The following is a 16,593-nucleotide window of genomic DNA, read 5'->3' on the forward strand; positions in this document are numbered from 1 at the left end:
GGCCCCCTCCCACATTTAGCCCCCCTCCCACATTTAGCCCCCCATTCCACATTGGTTCTGCGGCGTGCTGGGGGGACAGTTACAATGCCGCTCCCCCAAGGAGCCTGCATGTCCACCTTACTGACCGACTGGCGCCACCGCCCAACCCACCGCCGCGTCTGGGCCCTGGCCGCGCCAATGATCCTGTCGAACATCTCGGTACCGCTGGTGGCCCTGGTCGACAGCATGGTCATCGGCCACCTGCCCCACGCCCACCAACTGGGCGCCGTGGCTGTCGGGGCCAGCCTGTATACCTTCCTGGCCTGGGCCATGGGTTTTCTGCGCATGGGATCCACCGGTTTCGCCGCCCAGGCCGCCGGGCGCAACGATGGCGCGGCGCTGCGGCAAATCCTGCTGCAAGGTTTGCTGTTGGCGCTGGGCCTGGCGATGTTGCTCGGTACAGTGGGCATCCCGCTGAGCCACCTGGCCCTGGAATGGATGCAGCCCTCCGCCGAACTCAATCAACTGACCCGCGAGTTCTTCCACACCCGCCTGTTCGGCCTGCCCGCCGCGTTGGCCAGCTATGCCTTGGTCGGCTGGTTCCTCGGCACGCAAAACGCCCGCGCACCGCTGGCGATCCTGCTGACCACCAACCTGGTCAACATCGCCCTCAACCTGTGGTTCGTCCTCGGCCTGGACTGGGGCGTCGTCGGCTCCGCACGCGCCTCGGTGATCGCCGAATGGACCGGTGCCCTGCTCGGCCTGGCCCTCACGCAAAAAGCCCTGCGCGCCTACCCCGGGCATATCGCCTGGGCCGCCTTGCAACGCTGGCACAGCTGGCGCCCGCTGCTGGCGGTGAACCGCGACATCTTTATCCGCAGCCTGGCGTTGCAGTCGGTGTTTTTCATGATCACGGTGCAAGGCGCACGCCTGGGCGACGCCACCGTGGCCGCCAACGCGCTGTTGCTCAACGGCCTGCTGCTGACCGCCCACGCCCTGGACGGCCTGGCCCATGCGGTCGAAGCCCTGTGCGGCCATGCCATTGGCGCGCACGACCGTCAGGCGTTGCGCCGTTCATTGGTGGTCGCCTGCGGTTGGTCGCTGATCGCCAGCGTCGGTTTCGCCCTGCTCTTCACCTTCGCCGGCCACCTGTTTATCGCCATGCAGACCGACATTCCCAGCGTGCGCGAAACCGCCGACATCTACCTGCCATACCTGGCGGTTCTGCCGTTGATTGCGGTGTGGAGTTATCTGCTGGACGGGCTGTTCATCGGCGCCACGCGCGCGCGGGAAATGCGCAATGGCATGCTGCTGACGGTGCTGATCCTGCTGCCATTCGCCTGGCTGTTGCAGGGCTACGGCAACCACGGCCTGTGGATCAGCTTCCTGCTGTTCATGGCCCTGCGCAGTCTTACGCTTTGGACGATTGCCTGGCGTTTGAACCGACAGAATCAGTGGCTGGGATAAGCACCCCTCACTGTCACTGTCACCGTCACCGTCACTGTCACCGTCAATGTAGGAGCGAGCTTGCTCGCGAAAAACGTTCAGACAACACGGGCATCCAGACAGCCCATGTCATCGTTGACGATCTTCGCGAGCAAGCTCGCTCCTACAAGGATGGGTGCTTAGGAGGACAGGTAGGACGAACGCGTCAGGCCCAAGCGCAACGCATCCAGAAACTGCGTGCGCTCGCTGGCACTGATCTTCGCGCTGGCGCACTTGTCACGGTAATGCGTCATCAACTCCTCCGGCGACAAGTGCACATAACGCAGCATGTCTTCAATGGTGTCGTGGGTCTCGATCCCGGCGCTGTACACCGAACCGTCTTCACGCTGATAGATGTTCACCGAGTCGGTGTCACCGAACAGGTTGTGCATGTCACCGAGGATTTCCTGGTAGGCGCCGACCAGGAAGATACCCAGCAGGTAGTCTTCGCCCTCTTTCAGCGCGTGTACCGGCAGGCTGGTCTCGATGCTCTGCTCGTCGACGTATTGCTTGATCTTGCCGTCGGAGTCGCAGGTCAAGTCCTGCAATACCGCGCGGCGCATCGGCTCTTCGTCGAGGCGGTGCAGCGGCAGGATCGGCAATACCTGGCCGATGGCCCAGGTGTCCGGCAGGCTCTGGAACACCGAGAAGTTGCAGATGTATTTATCCGCCAGCTTGTCGTTGAGTTCGTCGAGCACCTGGCGGTGCGAACGCTGGCGCGCTTTCAGCGAGTTATGCAGGCGGCGGCACACGGCGAAGTAGCACTGTTCAGCCAGGGCTTTTTCCGCCAGGGTCAGTTTGCCGTCGGCGTACTGGGTGGCCACGTCGCTCATGTAGTGAGTGGCGCGCCAGTAGGTTTCGGTGACCATCTCGATGTCAGTCGGGCCGAGCAGGTCCACCAGCCATTGCACGGTTTCCGGCAGGCTGTCCTTGTTCTCGATCTGCGGCATTTCGTCGTTGTGCTTCTCGACGTCGGTGACTTGCACCACCAGCATGGCGTGGTGGGCGGTCAGGGAACGGCCGCTCTCGGAGAAGATGTTCGGGTGCGGCAGGCTCTGCGCGTCGCAGAACTCCTTGAGCATGCCCACGACGACACCGGCGTAGTCGTCCATGTCGTAGTTGATCGAGCTGGCGTTGCGCGAGTGAGTACCGTCGTAGTCCACGCCCAGGCCGCCGCCGACGTCGATGTGGTCCACCGGCAGGCCGAGGTTGCGCAATTCGCCGTAGTAACGAATGGCTTCCTTGAACCCGTGCTGGTAGTCGGCCAGGTTGGCGATCTGCGAGCCCATGTGGAAGTGCAACAGGCGGATGCCCTGGTCCAGGCTGGCGGCGCGGAAGCGCTCGACCACCGACAGCAGTTGCGCCGCCGACAACCCGAACTTGGATTTCTCACCGCCAGTGTCAGCCCACTTGCTCGACGCCAGGGACGACAAGCGCACGCGCAGGCCGACCTGTGGCTTGACCTTGAGGTTGGCGGCTTCTTCGATCACCAGCTCAACTTCGGACTCTTTCTCGATCACGATGAACACGTTGTGACCCAGCTTCTGGCCCATCAGCGCCAGGCGGATGAATTCGCGGTCCTTGTAACCGTTGCAGACGATGGTCCCGCCTTTCGGCGCCAGGGCCAGCACGGCCAGCAGTTCCGGCTTGGAGCCGGCTTCCAGGCCAATGGACACGTCCTGGGTGGCGATGATGTTTTCGATCACCGCCTCCTGCTGGTTCACCTTGATCGGGTACAGCGCGGTGTATTTGCTCTGGTATTCCAGACGCTCGATGTTCGAATCGAACGCACCGGTCAACTGGCGCACGCGGTCTTGCAGGATGTCGGGAAAACGCACCAGCAGCGGCAAGGACAAGCCGCTTTTGCGCAGCTCGTCGACTTGCTCGTACAGGTCGACAGGCGTGCTTTTCGGGCCGTTCGGACGAACTTCAACGCGACCGGCATCATTGATCGCGAAATACCCGGCCCCCCAATGACGAATCCCGTAAACACTGCGGCTGTCCGCAACTGTCCATTGGCTGCCATCGTCTTTGCGTGTGCGTCGTACGGACATTGAAGTCCCCTATAAATGAAGTCGAAGGCGCCGCCCCTCGTTGGAGGCTGGCGCAGTCTAAAGAATGAAAATGACGATTTGCCTGTGAGTAAGGTCAGACCCCACTCGCAGGACAGAGTTTAGACACTGGTTGGGAAGAGGCTTTCAGCCGCCGGACTTCTTGGCCTTGTACCCGAGCTTGATCAGCTCGGCCAACAGCAACTCGACGTGATCGCCCTGGATCTCGATGACCCCGTCTTTCAACGCGCCACCGGTGCCACAGCGCTTTTTCAGCGTGGTGGCGAGTTCCTTCAGCGCATCTTCGGCCAGCGGTACGCCGGTGATGGTGGTCACCGTCTTGCCGCCACGGCCTTTGCTCTCGCGTCGCACGCGGGCAATGCCGTCGCCTTCGGGGATCAGGGTTTGTTTGCAGGTACAGGCGTCCACGGGCTGACGACAGTCCGGGCAGTGTCGACCTGCGTCGGTGGAAAATACCAGGCCACCGAGGGCGGCGAAGGATGCGGCTTTTTTGGCCACCGGCAATCCTCTTGTGAGGACAAAGACTGATCGGCAAACGCTCAGGCGGTTGCCGACCGCGAAGCCCCACTCAGGCAGGGGCAGCGCTACCGAACCCCCCATGTCATTGCCCCCGATTCCTGCCGGAGCGAGCTCGCGAAGATCGCCAACGATGACGCGGGCATTCAGGATGCCCGCGGCGCGCTTGAGGTTTTCGCGAGCGAGCTCGCTCCTACAGGAATCAGGGGGTGGAACAAGGGTGGTTCGGGTGAAAAGTCGCGCAGTGTAACCACAAAAAGCTCACTTGCTAAGAGCCAAATCGCGCCAATTTATACAACTTTAGCGACGTGAGGCCAGATAGCGCCGCAAGCCCTCTTGCGCGTCCGGGCAGTAGGGCTTTTGTTGCGCTTCCTGCAGGACAACTTCAAGGGGTAAAAAGCGCGCTTCCATGACTTCTTCAGGCTGCAGGCACAGCGCACCGTCCCACACGGCGGAGTAGGATCTGCACCAAAGTCGGCTGTCACCGTCCTCGAAGTAGAAATGGTCATGCTCGACCAACTCCACCCCGCCCACGCCGAGCTCTTCTTCAAGCTCGCGGGCGGCCGACTCGGCATAACTCTCGCCGTCCGCCACCATCCCGCCTGCCGCCGTGTCCCAGAAACCGGGGTACAGGGCTTTGCTCAGGGTGCGTCGATGTACGCACAGTTCACCTGCCGAGTTGAACAGGAAAATAAAGGTGCAACGGCCGATCAGGCCGCGCTGGCGCAGGTCGGATCGCACCAGGGCGCCGAGCGGGTTGTCGTGCTCGTCGACCCAGCAGATCAGTTCCGCATCAGAGGCTGCGCGGTGCGCGGCCTCCTTTTGAGTCACGTCCATCATCACCCTTGGTTAAGCAACTGACGCAAGTCGATCACGGCCGCGTTGGCCCGGGAAATGTAGTTGGCCATCACCAGCGAGTGGTTGGCCAATATGCCAAAGCCGCTGCCGTTGAGGATCATCGGGCTCCAGACCGGCTCTTGCGAAGCCTCCAGCTCACGAATGATCTGGCGCACGCTGACCGTCGCATTCTTCTTGGCCAGCACGTCGGCAAAGTCGACTTCGATGGCGCGCAACAGGTGGGACAAAGCCCAGGCCTGGCCGCGGGCTTCGTAGAACACGTTGTCGATCTGCAGCCATGGGGTTTCCACCACTTCTTCATCGAGCTGCGGCACTTCACCCGGCGCCAGCGCTTCGGTTTTCAGTGAGGTGTTCAGCTTGACCCGGCCGACACTGGCCGACAGACGTTGCGACAACGAACCCAGGCGTGTGGCGACATCGCCCAGCCAGTTGTTGAGGTTGTCGGCACGCGCATAGAACAAGGCGCCGCGCTGGTTCGGGTCGGACAGGCGCACTTCATAGCGATTCAGGGAGTTGATGCCTTCCTGGTACTCCGACTCGCTGGAAGGCAGCACCCAGCTCTTGTTGTCGAAGTTGAAACGCGGCTCGGCCTTCGCCAGGTCGGCGTCTTCCGCCGACTGCGACTGGGAACGGGCGAAATCCTTACGCAAGGCGCGGGTCAAGTCACGCACCTGCACCAGTACGCCGTATTCCCAGCTCGGCATGTTGTCCATCCACAGGCCCGGCGGGAAACGGTCGTTGGAAATATAGCCACCGGGCTTGTTGAGCAAGGTGCCGGCCACGGTCTTGAGGGTTTCCACGGTGGTGTAACCCAACACCATCTGCTTGCCTTCCTTTTCAGCGGCAAGCTGGGCGTTCTGCTGGACCGGGAACAGCGCCGGCTCTTCGCTCCAGTACCAACCCAAAGCACCGGTGACCAACAGATACAAGCCGAGTACGCTAAGCACCGCTCGGCTCATCAGCACGCTACGCAAATAGCTGCGGTTGGCCGACTTGGGTTCAGGGGCGGGGCCTTTGGCACTGCCTGCACGGTTTTTCCAGTCCAGCATGGCGATATCCTTTCAATCACTTGAGTTCATGCACTTCAATCGACGGCGTGCGTTCAAACACTCCGACAGCAACCCTACCCCATCGTGCCCGTCAATGCGGGCTTTTCGCCCTACAACTATGATCCAACGGACGCCCAGGGGGCATTCGACTATAAAGGATGCGCGCTTTTTCCGCTGCACGACCAATTAGTCACTAAATGAATGCCAGGGACTCGCAGTTAATTGACGTATGACACTCATGTAACCGAAAAGAGGTGCTAGCATAGAGCCACCAGTCGACCTCAGCACGCACCTTCACTAGTAGTCAGGATATGACCGAGCCAGAAGACCCCAGCCGTGAGCGTCTCAAGCAGCACTTTGCCCAGCGGGTAATTCATCAGGCACGTCAAATTCTTGAGATCTGGCAGCGCCTGCAACGCAGCGAATGGTCCGACGCCGACTTCTCCGAACTCAGCGAAGCCAACCTGCGCCTGCTGCGCTTCGCCGAACGCTTCGAACAGCCCGAACACGGCCAACTGGCGCAGCACATCGGTGAGTCGCTCAAAGCGGTGGACGCCAATCGCGGCCGCCTGAGCAGTCAACTGATCACCGAAATCAACCGCTTGATGCAACGCCTGTCCCGCACCGGCCTGCGCCAGGGCGATCAGCTTGAGCAAACCTTCCTGCCGCCGATGCGCAAGCCGATCTACGTGATGCTGGCCGATCATGATCGCGCCGAGCGTCTGGCCAAGCAGCTGGAGTTCTTTGGCCTGAGCGCCCAGTCCCTGGACGACGTGGCGGCGTATCGCGTGGCGATGGCCGAGCGCCTGCCGTCGGCGATTGTGATGGACGTGGATTTCTGCGGCCCGGGCCTCGGCCTCCAACTGGCCGCCGAGGCCCAGCAAGGCCTGGAACAAAAGCTGCCGTTGCTGTTTTTCAGCCTGCATGAAACCGACACCCCGACCCGCCTCGCCGCCGTGCGCGCCGGCGGCGAGGAGTTCCTGACCGGCACGCTGGAAGCCTCGAGCCTGCTGGAAAAGATCGAAGTGCTGACCTGCGTCGCCCAATACGACCCCTATAAAGTGCTGATCATCGACGACTCACGGGCCCAGGCGCTGCACACCGAGCGCCTGCTCAACAGCGCCGGTATCATCACCCGCACGCTGATCGAGCCGATCCAGGCCATGGCCGAGCTGGCGGATTTCCAGCCCGACCTGATCATCCTCGACATGTACATGCCCGCCTGCACCGGCACCGAACTGGCCAAGGTGATTCGTCATAACGACCGGTACGTCAGCGTGCCGATCATCTACCTGTCGGCCGAAGACGACCTGGATAAACAGCTGGACGCCATGAGCGAAGGCGGCGACGACTTCCTCACCAAGCCGATCAAGCCGCGCCACCTGATCACCACCGTGCGCAACCGCGCGGCCCGTGCGCGCAACCTCAAGGCGCGGATGGTGCGCGACAGCCTGACCGGCCTGTACAACCACACCCATATCCTGCAATTGCTCGAAGACTGCACCTTCCGCGCTCGTCGCGAGAATAAGCCGTTGAGCTTTGCCATGCTCGACATCGACCACTTCAAGCGCGTCAACGACAGCCACGGCCACCCCATGGGCGACCGCGTGATCAAGAGCCTGGCGCTGTTCCTCAAACAGCGCTTGCGCAAGACCGACTACATCGGCCGCTACGGCGGTGAAGAGTTTGCGATTGTGATGCCCGATACCGACCTGGAATCGGCCTGCAAGGTGCTGGATGAAATCCGTGGGCGCTTTGCCGAAATTCACTACCCGGCACAGCCGCATGACTTGTGGTGTACTTTCAGCGCCGGGCTGGTGGAGTTGTGCGACGATTCCGACAGCCTGATGATGGCCGCCCAAGCCGACGAGGCGCTGTACCGCGCCAAGGATGCCGGACGCAATCGGGTCCAAGCCGCGCACACATCAAGTCAAAGTGCCATCTTTTCACCAGAATCCAGCGACTCCGTCATAACTTTGTAATAGAAACGCAATAACTTCAGGCACTTAACTTTTGCTGTCGGTTGAAACCACGCATGCGCCTGAAGCTGCTGACCAATCTCAATACCCTCCTTCTGGTGGCCGTGTGCCTGGCACTCGGGGCGACGCTCTGGTGGTCGCAACGCGCGCTGGAACGGCCTTATTTGCTGATGGAACGCTACCTGGGGTTGTCGCAGACCTTCCAGAACCAGGCCGCACGCAACATCGACGACTACCTCGCCAGCGGCGACGCCCTGCGCTTGAGCAGCGCCAGCCAGAGCCTGGAAAGCCTGCTGCAGCACCTGGACGAATTGCCCGCCGACCTCGCACAAAGCCTGCGCCCCAGCCTGAAGGAGCTGGACACCTTCAGCAAAACTGACCTGCTCGCCGCCGGCAAACTGGCCGGCGACCCGCAAGCGCTGCTGTTGCAGGCCGAGCGCGAACTGGGCGCGAACCTCGAGCAACTGAGCCAGTACGCCATCGGCGTCGATTCGCCCGCCGCAGCGCGCTACCTGCCGCCGCTGCTGGCGGCGTCCCAGCACCTGGGCAAGCTGTCCCTGGCCCGCGACAAGTTGGTGAGCAGCGGGCGCGCCGAACTGGCGGACGATGTGGAGCGCGAAGTCAGCAATATCCGCGGCCAGGCCGACCTGCTGGAGCAACTGCCCTTACTTGGGGTCAAGGCCAACGCCGGTTCGAACACCGATGACTTTTCGGCGCTGATGGGCCTGGAAAACAGCGAAAAAACCGAAACACAAGACACCGGCGTCGACCTCAAGCGCGAACTCAACAGCCTGCTGACCCGCTACCCGGCCGAACTCAAGCGTACCCGCGAGCAGATCCAGCGGCGCGCCGACCTCGCCGCCGGCACCCAACTGAAAATCGCCGCCGTGCAACAGGCCATCGCCGGCCTGGAGCCGGTCGTGCGTGCGCAGCACGCCGTGATCCAGGGCGAAGTGCGCCTGATGCAAGGGGTGATGATCGGCCTGATCCTGCTGATCGCCCTGCTGATCGATACTCTGCAACGGCGCCTGGCACGGGTGTTGACCAACCTGGCACCGGCCCTGTCGACCTGGGGCGAAGGCGACTTCAGCCAACCGATTGCCTTGGGCAAGACCAACCGCGAACTGCGCGACATCGAAGCCTCCCTCAACCGCTTGCGCGCCTACCTGGTGGACCTGGTGGGCACCATTCGCGGCAATGCCGAGGAAGTCGCCGGCAGCAGCCGCGCCCTGGCCGAGCTGAGCAGCGGCCTGCATGATGGCGCCGAACGGCAGGCCGGGGACACCGCGCAGATCCGCGATTCGTTGGGCGAATTGGAAGCGACCATTCAACAAGTCGCCGGGGACGCCAGCCAGGCCGCCGGCGCCAGCCGCAGCGCGGGCCAGGCGGTGAAGCACGGCCAGCGGGTGATCGGCCTGAGCCTGACCGGGCTGCATGCGCTGGTGGGCGAAGTGCAGCAAAACGCGCAGATGATCGAGAAACTCGCCGAAGAGTCCGCGACCATCGGCGGCGTGTTGACGGTGATTCGCTCGATCGCCGACCAGACCAACCTGCTGGCGCTCAATGCCGCCATTGAAGCCGCCCGCGCCGGAGACGCCGGGCGGGGGTTTGCCGTGGTCGCCGACGAAGTGCGCTCCCTGGCCCAGCGCACCGCTGGCGCCACCGCCGAAATCCAGGGCCTCATCGCCGGCCTGCAAACCGCCGCCCGCCAGTCGGTGGAAGGCATGCGCGCGCAGGTCGAACACGCCGAAGCCACCGCCCAGCAAGCACAAGCGGCCGACGGCGCGCTGGATGAAATCGTCGGGGCGATCCAGACCATTTCCGACACCTCCGTGCGTATCGCCGATGTGACCGCGCAGCAGAGCGGTGCGGTGAGTGAGATTCGCGATAACAGCGAACGGATTCATCAGTTGGGTGAGGACAACCTGCTGCGCATCGGCCAGGGCCGCAGCCAGGGTGAACACCTGTTGGTGCTGGGCGGCCAACTCAACACCGCCGTGCAAGCCTTCCGCGTCTGACCCGACCTAGCGCCACGCGAAGAACCAATGTGGGAGGGGGCTTGCCCCCGATAGCGGTGTGCCAGTCTCAATATCTGTAACTGATCCACCGCTATCGGGGGCAAGCCCCCTCCCACATTTGATCGCCACAGGTTTCAAGACGGTATTACCAATGACCGGATCTTGGGCCGCAGTCACAAATTTCGCGCAATCCTCGCTAATCGTGCTGCCTACTGCATAGAACTGGACAGTCATAAACGCTTTGCGGCATAGTCGCCGGGTTCTGCCGTACCCACATCAATAACAAGGAACAGCCGATGGCGACCTTACTGGTTCTTCACGGACCCAACCTGAACCTGCTCGGCACCCGCGAACCGGGCGTCTACGGGGCAGTGACCCTGGAACAGATCAACCTCGATCTGGAGCGACGGGCCCGTGAAGCCGGCCACCATTTGCTGTACCTGCAAAGCAATGCCGAGTACGAATTGATTGATCGCATCCATGCCGCGCGCGGCGAAGGCGTGGACTTTATTCTGATCAATCCCGCCGCTTTTACGCACACAAGTGTTGCATTACGTGACGCGCTGCTGGCGGTGAGCATCCCATTCATCGAAGTGCATTTGTCGAACGTGTACAAACGCGAACCTTTCCGCCATCACTCCTACTTCTCCGACGTAGCGGTAGGTGTGATCTGCGGCCTTGGCGCCAGCGGTTATCGACTGGCCCTGGAGGCCGCCCTGGAACAACTTGAACAACCGGCCAAGCGCCCCTGACCGACCCTTGGGAGTTGACGATTCATGGATATCCGTAAAGTTAAGAAACTGATCGAACTGCTGGAAGAATCCGGCATCGACGAGCTGGAAATCAAGGAAGGCGAAGAGTCTGTACGCATCAGCCGCCACAGCAAGACCCCGGCCCAGCAATTCTACGCGCCGCAGATGCAAGCACCGGCACCTGCCGCTGCCGCTCCGGTCGCCGCTGCGCCTGTCGCCGCCGCCGAGCCTGCTGCGCCCAAGCTGAACGGCTTCGTGGCCAAGTCGCCAATGGTCGGTACGTTCTACCGCACCCCGGCACCGGGTTCGCCAGCCTTCGTTGAAGTCGGCAAAACCGTGAAAGAAGGCGACACCATCTGCATCGTGGAAGCGATGAAAATGATGAACCACATCACGGCCGAAAAAGCCGGTGTCATCGAATCCATTCTGGTAGAAAACGGTCAGCCGGTTGAGTACGACCAGCCGCTGTTCACCATCGTTTGAACCGCGGAGCGCCTTCGATGTTGAAACCTGCGAAGAAACTGCAAAAAGTCCTGATCGCCAACCGCGGCGAGATCGCGCTGCGTATCCTGCGCGCCTGTAAGGAAGAGGGCATCAAGACCGTCGCTGTTTACTCGACGGCCGATACCGAACTGATGCACGTGAAACTGGCGGACGAAAGCATCTGCATCGGCCCGCCACTGGCTGCGAACTCGTACCTGAAAGTCTCGAACATCATCGCCGCTGCGGAAGTGACCGGCGCTGATGGCATCCACCCGGGCTACGGCTTCCTCGCGGAAAACGCCGATTTCGCCGAACAGGTGGAAAAATCCGGGTTTGCCTTCATCGGCCCGAAAGCCGAGACCATTCGCCTGATGGGTGACAAGGTTTCGGCCAAGGACGCCATGATCGCGGCCGGCGTGCCGACCGTTCCAGGCTCCGACGGCCCGCTGCCCGAGGACGAGACCACTGCGCTGCGCATCGGTCGCGAAGTCGGTTACCCGGTGATCATCAAGGCCGCAGGCGGCGGCGGTGGTCGCGGCATGCGCGTGGTACACAAGGAAGAAGACCTGATCGAAGCGGCCAAGCAGACGCGCTCCGAAGCGGCTGCCTGGTTCGGCAACCCGATGGTCTACCTGGAGAAGTACCTGACCAACCCACGTCACGTGGAAGTGCAGGTGCTGTCCGACGGCCAGGGCCACGCCATCCACCTGGGCGACCGCGATTGCTCGCTGCAACGTCGTCACCAGAAGGTATTGGAAGAAGCACCGGCACCGGGCCTCGACGAGAAAGCCCGTGCGGAAGTCCTGGCGCGTTGCGTCAAGGCGTGCATCGACATCAACTACCGTGGCGCCGGCACTTTCGAGTTCCTCTACGAGAACGGCCGTTTCTACTTCATCGAGATGAACACTCGCGTGCAGGTAGAACACCCGGTTTCGGAGATGGTCACCGGTATCGATATCGTCAAGGAGATGCTGAGCATCGCCGCCGGTAACGAGCTGTCCTTCACCCAGGACGACGTGAAGATCCACGGCCACTCCCTGGAGTGCCGGATCAACGCCGAAGACCCGAAAACCTTTATCCCGAGTCCAGGCCTGGTCAAGCATTTCCATGCGCCAGGCGGCAACGGCGTTCGCGTCGATTCGCACCTGTACAGCGGCTACAAGGTTCCGTCCAACTACGACTCGTTGATCGGCAAGCTGATCACCTGGGGCGCCACCCGCGATGAGGCCATGGCCCGCATGCGTAACGCCCTGGACGAAATCGTGGTCGACGGCATCAAGACCAACATCCCGCTGCATCGGGATCTGGTCCGCGATGAAGGCTTCTGCGAAGGTGGTGTGAACATTCATTACCTGGAACACAAGCTGGCCAACCAGTAAGTGCTCCACCCAACCAGGCCGCCTTCGGGCGGCTTTGTTGTTTGTGCCCCCTCCATTTTGAAGATGTACACAGTCCAAATGTGGGAGGGGGCTTGCCCCCGATGGCGGCAGCTCAGCCATAGATTAGGTGACTGACCCACCGCTATCGGGGGCAAGCCCCCTCCCACATTTGGTCGGCGTACTGTCAGTACAGTCGTCTTCTTCTCCACGCTCGCGTAAACTTGCGCGCTTTCGCAGCCCCTCCCCGCTGCACACTCATTTTTTTCAAAGGTGCCCGCCATGCCTTGGCTGCAAGTCCGTCTCGCCATCAGCCCAGAACAAGCCGAAACCTACGAAGACGCCTTCCTTGAAGTGGGCGCCGTCTCGGTGACCTTCATGGACGCCGAAGACCAGCCGATCTTCGAGCCGGAACTCAACACCACCCCGCTGTGGTCCCACACCCACTTGCTGGCCCTGTTCGAAGACGGCACCGATGCCGCCAGCGTCCTGGCCCATATGGAACTGCTCACCGGCGGCCCGCTGCCCGAGCACCACAGCGAAATTATCGAAGACCAGGACTGGGAACGCAGCTGGATGGACAACTTCCAGCCGATGCGTTTCGGCCAGCGCCTGTGGATCGTGCCGAGCTGGCACGCCGCCCCCGAGCCGGACGCGGTGAACCTGCTGCTGGACCCGGGCCTGGCGTTCGGCACCGGCACGCACCCGACCACCGCGCTGTGCCTGGAATGGCTGGACGGCCAGGACCTGAACGATTGCCACGTGTTGGACTTCGGCTGCGGCTCGGGGATTCTGGCGATTGCCGCCCTGTTGTTGGGCGCCAAGGAAGCCGTCGGCACCGATATCGACGTACAGGCCCTGGAAGCCTCCCGCGATAACGCCGGGCGCAACCACATTGCTGAAGGCAAATTCCCACTGTACCTGCCGGAGCAATTGCCCCAGGTGCAGGCCGATGTGCTGGTCGCCAATATCCTCGCCGGCCCGCTGGTGGCCCTGGCGCCGCAGCTGTCGAGCCTGGTCAAGCCGGGTGGCCGCCTGGCGCTGTCGGGCATCCTCGCCGAACAGGGTGAAGACGTGGCTGCAGCCTACGCCCAGGATTTCGAGCTCGACCCGATCGCCAATCGTGATGGCTGGGTACGCATCAGCGGGCGTCGGCGCTAGAATGAGCGCTTGCCTGAATCGGATGGCCGCATGACCGACAGTTTCGTCACCCAGTGTCCCCATTGCCAAACGCGCTTTCGCGTCAGCCACGCTCAGTTGAACGTGGCGCGCGGCGTGGTGCGCTGCGGCTCGTGCCTGCAAGTGTTCAACGCCGCGCGCCAGTTGCTGGAGCAGCGCGCCCACGCGCAAGCGCCGAAGCCTGAACAGCCGGCCGCAGCGGAGCACGCCGCCGAGGCGCCGCGGGCGATCAGCCAGAAACAGTGGACCGCGCAAGAGCTGGACCTGGACAACCTGGACCTGGACAAAGAACTGGCCAAGCTGGAACGCCGCGAGATTCAACACACCCAGCCGCTGGGCGCGGAACGCCGGCAAGGCAGCGCCGACCGACGCAAAAAGGAAGATGCCCTCAGCGCCAGCCGCGACACGATCAAGGCCGAGGAAGAAAAATGGGCCGCCAGCCTCTTCAGCGAACCGCCTGAAGAACGCGCCAAAGCGCCCGAAGACGAACCTGAACCGGCAAATGCCCCTGCGACTAAACAGCGCACCGAACCGTCGATGTCCCTCGCCACCGACGACATCGACGATGAACCGCCGCTGCGCTCCACGCCTGCCGATGAAGACGACGAACTCGACCCACCCGTGAGCGCGGTCAGCGACGACGTGGACGCGCCGGAACCCGACGAGCGCCCCCAAGGCCGCAAGCGTTCGCGCAGCGCCGCCAGCGCCCACGACGAGCTGCTGCAGGACCTCGAAGATGACCCGCTGCACTTGTACGCCGGCAAACGCCCGTCGAGCTGGGGCCGTCGCCTGCTCTGGCTGTTGCTGGTGCTGATCGCCGCCGCAGGCCTCGCTGGCCAGTACATTGCCTACCAGTTCGACGACCTGGCGCGCCAGGACGCCTATCGCCCGTGGTTCCAGCAACTGTGCCCGACATTGGGCTGCACGGTGCCATCACGGGTCGATATCGCGCACATCAAGAGCAGCAACCTGGTGGTGCGCAGCCATCCTGAATTCGCCGGCGCGCTGGTGGTGGATGCAATCATCTATAACCGCGCGACGTTCTCCCAGCCGTTCCCGTTGCTGGAACTGCGCTTTGCCGACCTGAACGGCAACCTGATCGCCAGCCGGCGCTTCAAGCCCGCCGAATACCTGAGCGGTGAGCTGGCCGGGGTCAGTGAAATGCCGTCGCAGACGCCGATCCATATCTCCCTGGACATCCTCGACCCCGGCAACAAAGCGGTGAATTACAGCCTGAGCTTTCATTCGCCCGAGTGAATCGGCGCGGTCATCGAGGTTTGACGACGGATTATTGACTGGACCGCCGGCAACCAAACCGGTGGCGATAAAGAAATAACTGTTCAGATTTTATCCAATTCAGCCTTTATCCAGTCATCGAGAGCGGGTATCATGCCAACCCTTTTTCGAACTCTAATGATCCGGCCCCACAACAGGGAAGTCCTATGTCGGCGGTACGCATCGGCCCATACACATTGCACAATGGTTTGATTCTCGCGCCAATGGCGGGGGTCACCGACCAGCCCTTTCGTCAGCTGTGCAAGCGTTTGGGCGCGGGTCTAGTAGTCTCGGAAATGGTCACCAGCGACATGAGCTTGTGGAACACCCGCAAATCGCGGCTGCGCATGATCCACGAAGGTGATCCCGAGCCCCGCTCGGTACAGATCGCCGGTGGCGACGCACAGATGCTGGCGGAGGCGGCCCGGGCCAACGTGGAGCTGGGCGCGCAGATCATTGACATCAACATGGGCTGTCCGGCCAAGAAGGTCTGTAACAAGGCCGCCGGTTCCGCGCTGTTGAAGGATGAGCAGTTGGTCGCCGAGATCCTGCAGGCCGTTGTCGCCGCAGTGGATGTACCGGTCACCCTGAAGATTCGTACCGGCTGGGACCGGGACAACAAGAATGGCCTGACGGTGGCGAAGATCGCCGAACAGGCGGGTATTTCAGCGCTGGCGGTGCATGGCCGCACCCGCGCCGATCTTTACACCGGCGAAGCCGAGTACGACACCATTGCCGCGATCAAGCAGGCCGTGTCGATGCCGGTATTTGCCAATGGCGATATCGACTCAGCCGAGAAAGCCCGGCGCGTGCTGCATGCGACCGGTGCCGATGGCCTGTTGATTGGCCGGGCCGCCCAGGGGCGGCCATGGATTTTTCGTGAAGTCGAACACTTTCTGCGTACCGGCGAGCTGTTGCCGGCACCGGGGTTGATCGAGGTGGAACGTATTCTGCTAGAGCATCTGGCCGCCCTGCACGCCTTCTACGGAGACGTGATGGGAGTACGCATTGCTCGCAAGCATGTCGGCTGGTATCTCGCAACCCTGCCGGGCGCCAGGGAGTTTCGCGCCCACTTCAATCGTTTGGATGATACGGAAGCACAGTGCGCCAACGTTCGTGAGTTCTTCAGCGAACGTGACAAGAGCCTGGTGACAGGGGACGGAGAGGGGGTGGCCGCATGACGATGATGACCGAGACTTTAGTGAGTGGAACAACACCCGTGAGCGACAACGTCAATTTGAAACAGCACCTCAACACGCCGAGCGAAGAAGGCCAGACCCTTCGCGGGAGTGTCGAGAAGGCGCTGCACAATTATTTCGCCCACCTTGAGGGCGCTTCCGTCACGGACGTGTACAACCTCGTGCTCTCCGAAGTCGAGGCGCCCTTGCTCGAAAGCGTGATGAACTACGTCAAGGGCAACCAGACCAAAGCCAGTGAGCTGCTGGGCCTCAACCGTGGCACCTTGCGCAAAAAGCTCAAACAATACGATTTGCTGTAAGCATTCAATCCGACCAGAAAGGCGCCCGCGTAAAACCGGTCGCCTTTTTTGCTGACTCCTTTGCTTTTGATGGA

13 protein-coding genes and 1 pseudogene are annotated in these 16,593 nt (G+C 62.1%); 10 read left to right on the plus strand and 4 right to left on the minus strand.

Annotated elements, in window-relative coordinates; all coding sequences use genetic code 11:
* Nucleotides 1-108 precede the first annotated feature (108 nt).
* Nucleotides 109-1,446, plus strand: a complete 1,338-nt coding sequence (locus C5F70_RS21530; protein WP_017849658.1) for an MATE family efflux transporter — start codon at nucleotides 109-111, stop codon at nucleotides 1,444-1,446.
* A gap of 158 nt (nucleotides 1,447-1,604) precedes the next feature.
* Here C5F70_RS21530 and speA read toward each other — a convergent pair whose 3' ends face one another.
* The 4 genes from speA to C5F70_RS21550 form a co-directional block, all read right to left on the minus strand.
* Nucleotides 1,605-3,518, minus strand: a complete 1,914-nt coding sequence (gene speA, locus C5F70_RS21535; protein WP_017849659.1) for an arginine decarboxylase — start codon at nucleotides 3,516-3,518, stop codon at nucleotides 1,605-1,607.
* A 144-nt stretch (nucleotides 3,519-3,662) separates the two neighbouring features.
* Nucleotides 3,663-4,034 (minus strand): translation initiation factor Sui1, encoded by a 372-nt coding sequence (locus C5F70_RS21540; RefSeq protein ID WP_017849660.1) that lies wholly within the window; start codon nucleotides 4,032-4,034, stop codon nucleotides 3,663-3,665.
* A gap of 318 nt (nucleotides 4,035-4,352) precedes the next feature.
* Nucleotides 4,353-4,889 carry an NUDIX hydrolase gene (locus C5F70_RS21545; RefSeq protein ID WP_104904023.1) on the minus strand — a complete coding sequence of 179 codons (537 nt, stop codon included), beginning with the start codon at nucleotides 4,887-4,889 and terminating at the stop codon, nucleotides 4,353-4,355.
* A gap of 2 nt (nucleotides 4,890-4,891) precedes the next feature.
* Nucleotides 4,892-5,869, minus strand: a complete 978-nt coding sequence (locus tag C5F70_RS21550) for a DUF2333 family protein (protein ID WP_370737517.1) — start codon at nucleotides 5,867-5,869, stop codon at nucleotides 4,892-4,894.
* 401 nt (nucleotides 5,870-6,270) lie between these two features.
* On the opposite strand from C5F70_RS21550, the gene C5F70_RS21555 reads away from it, so the two are divergent.
* The 9 genes and pseudogenes from C5F70_RS21555 (at nucleotide 6,271) to fis (ending at nucleotide 16,519) form a co-directional block, all read left to right on the plus strand.
* Nucleotides 6,271-7,941: a PleD family two-component system response regulator gene (locus tag C5F70_RS21555; protein ID WP_017849663.1), complete on the plus strand. Its 1,671-nt coding sequence runs from the start codon at nucleotides 6,271-6,273 to the stop codon at nucleotides 7,939-7,941.
* Nucleotides 7,942-9,440: 1,499 nt separating this feature from the next.
* Nucleotides 9,441-9,956, plus strand: a pseudogene (locus C5F70_RS31615) (methyl-accepting chemotaxis protein); the annotation flags it as partial.
* A gap of 296 nt (nucleotides 9,957-10,252) precedes the next feature.
* A complete protein-coding gene (gene aroQ, locus C5F70_RS21565; RefSeq protein WP_017849665.1) occupies nucleotides 10,253-10,708 on the plus strand; it encodes a type II 3-dehydroquinate dehydratase in 456 nt (151 codons plus the stop codon).
* A gap of 24 nt (nucleotides 10,709-10,732) precedes the next feature.
* Nucleotides 10,733-11,191, plus strand: a complete 459-nt coding sequence (accB, locus tag C5F70_RS21570) for an acetyl-CoA carboxylase biotin carboxyl carrier protein (protein ID WP_017849666.1) — start codon at nucleotides 10,733-10,735, stop codon at nucleotides 11,189-11,191.
* 17 nt (nucleotides 11,192-11,208) lie between these two features.
* On the plus strand, nucleotides 11,209-12,570 hold the full coding sequence (gene accC, locus C5F70_RS21575) for an acetyl-CoA carboxylase biotin carboxylase subunit (RefSeq protein ID WP_017849667.1): 1,362 nt from the start codon (nucleotides 11,209-11,211) through the stop codon (nucleotides 12,568-12,570).
* Nucleotides 12,571-12,849: 279 nt separating this feature from the next.
* The gene (prmA, locus tag C5F70_RS21580; protein WP_046384850.1) at nucleotides 12,850-13,728 is read left to right on the plus strand and encodes a 50S ribosomal protein L11 methyltransferase; all 879 of its coding nucleotides are present in this window, start codon (nucleotides 12,850-12,852) and stop codon (nucleotides 13,726-13,728) included.
* A 30-nt stretch (nucleotides 13,729-13,758) separates the two neighbouring features.
* Nucleotides 13,759-15,003: a DUF3426 domain-containing protein gene (locus C5F70_RS21585; RefSeq protein WP_046384851.1), complete on the plus strand. Its 1,245-nt coding sequence runs from the start codon at nucleotides 13,759-13,761 to the stop codon at nucleotides 15,001-15,003.
* 185 nt (nucleotides 15,004-15,188) lie between these two features.
* Nucleotides 15,189-16,202 (plus strand): tRNA dihydrouridine synthase DusB, encoded by a 1,014-nt coding sequence (gene dusB / locus C5F70_RS21595; RefSeq protein ID WP_017849670.1) that lies wholly within the window; start codon nucleotides 15,189-15,191, stop codon nucleotides 16,200-16,202.
* Nucleotides 16,199-16,519, plus strand: a complete 321-nt coding sequence (gene fis, locus C5F70_RS21600; protein WP_002555375.1) for a DNA-binding transcriptional regulator Fis — start codon at nucleotides 16,199-16,201, stop codon at nucleotides 16,517-16,519. Before dusB ends, fis begins: the two co-directional genes overlap by 4 nt.
* Nucleotides 16,520-16,593: the final 74 nt, after the last annotated feature.

It is taken from the genome of Pseudomonas sp. LH1G9, assembly GCF_002949975.1.
Classification (GTDB): Bacteria; Pseudomonadota; Gammaproteobacteria; order Pseudomonadales; family Pseudomonadaceae; genus Aquipseudomonas; species Aquipseudomonas veronii.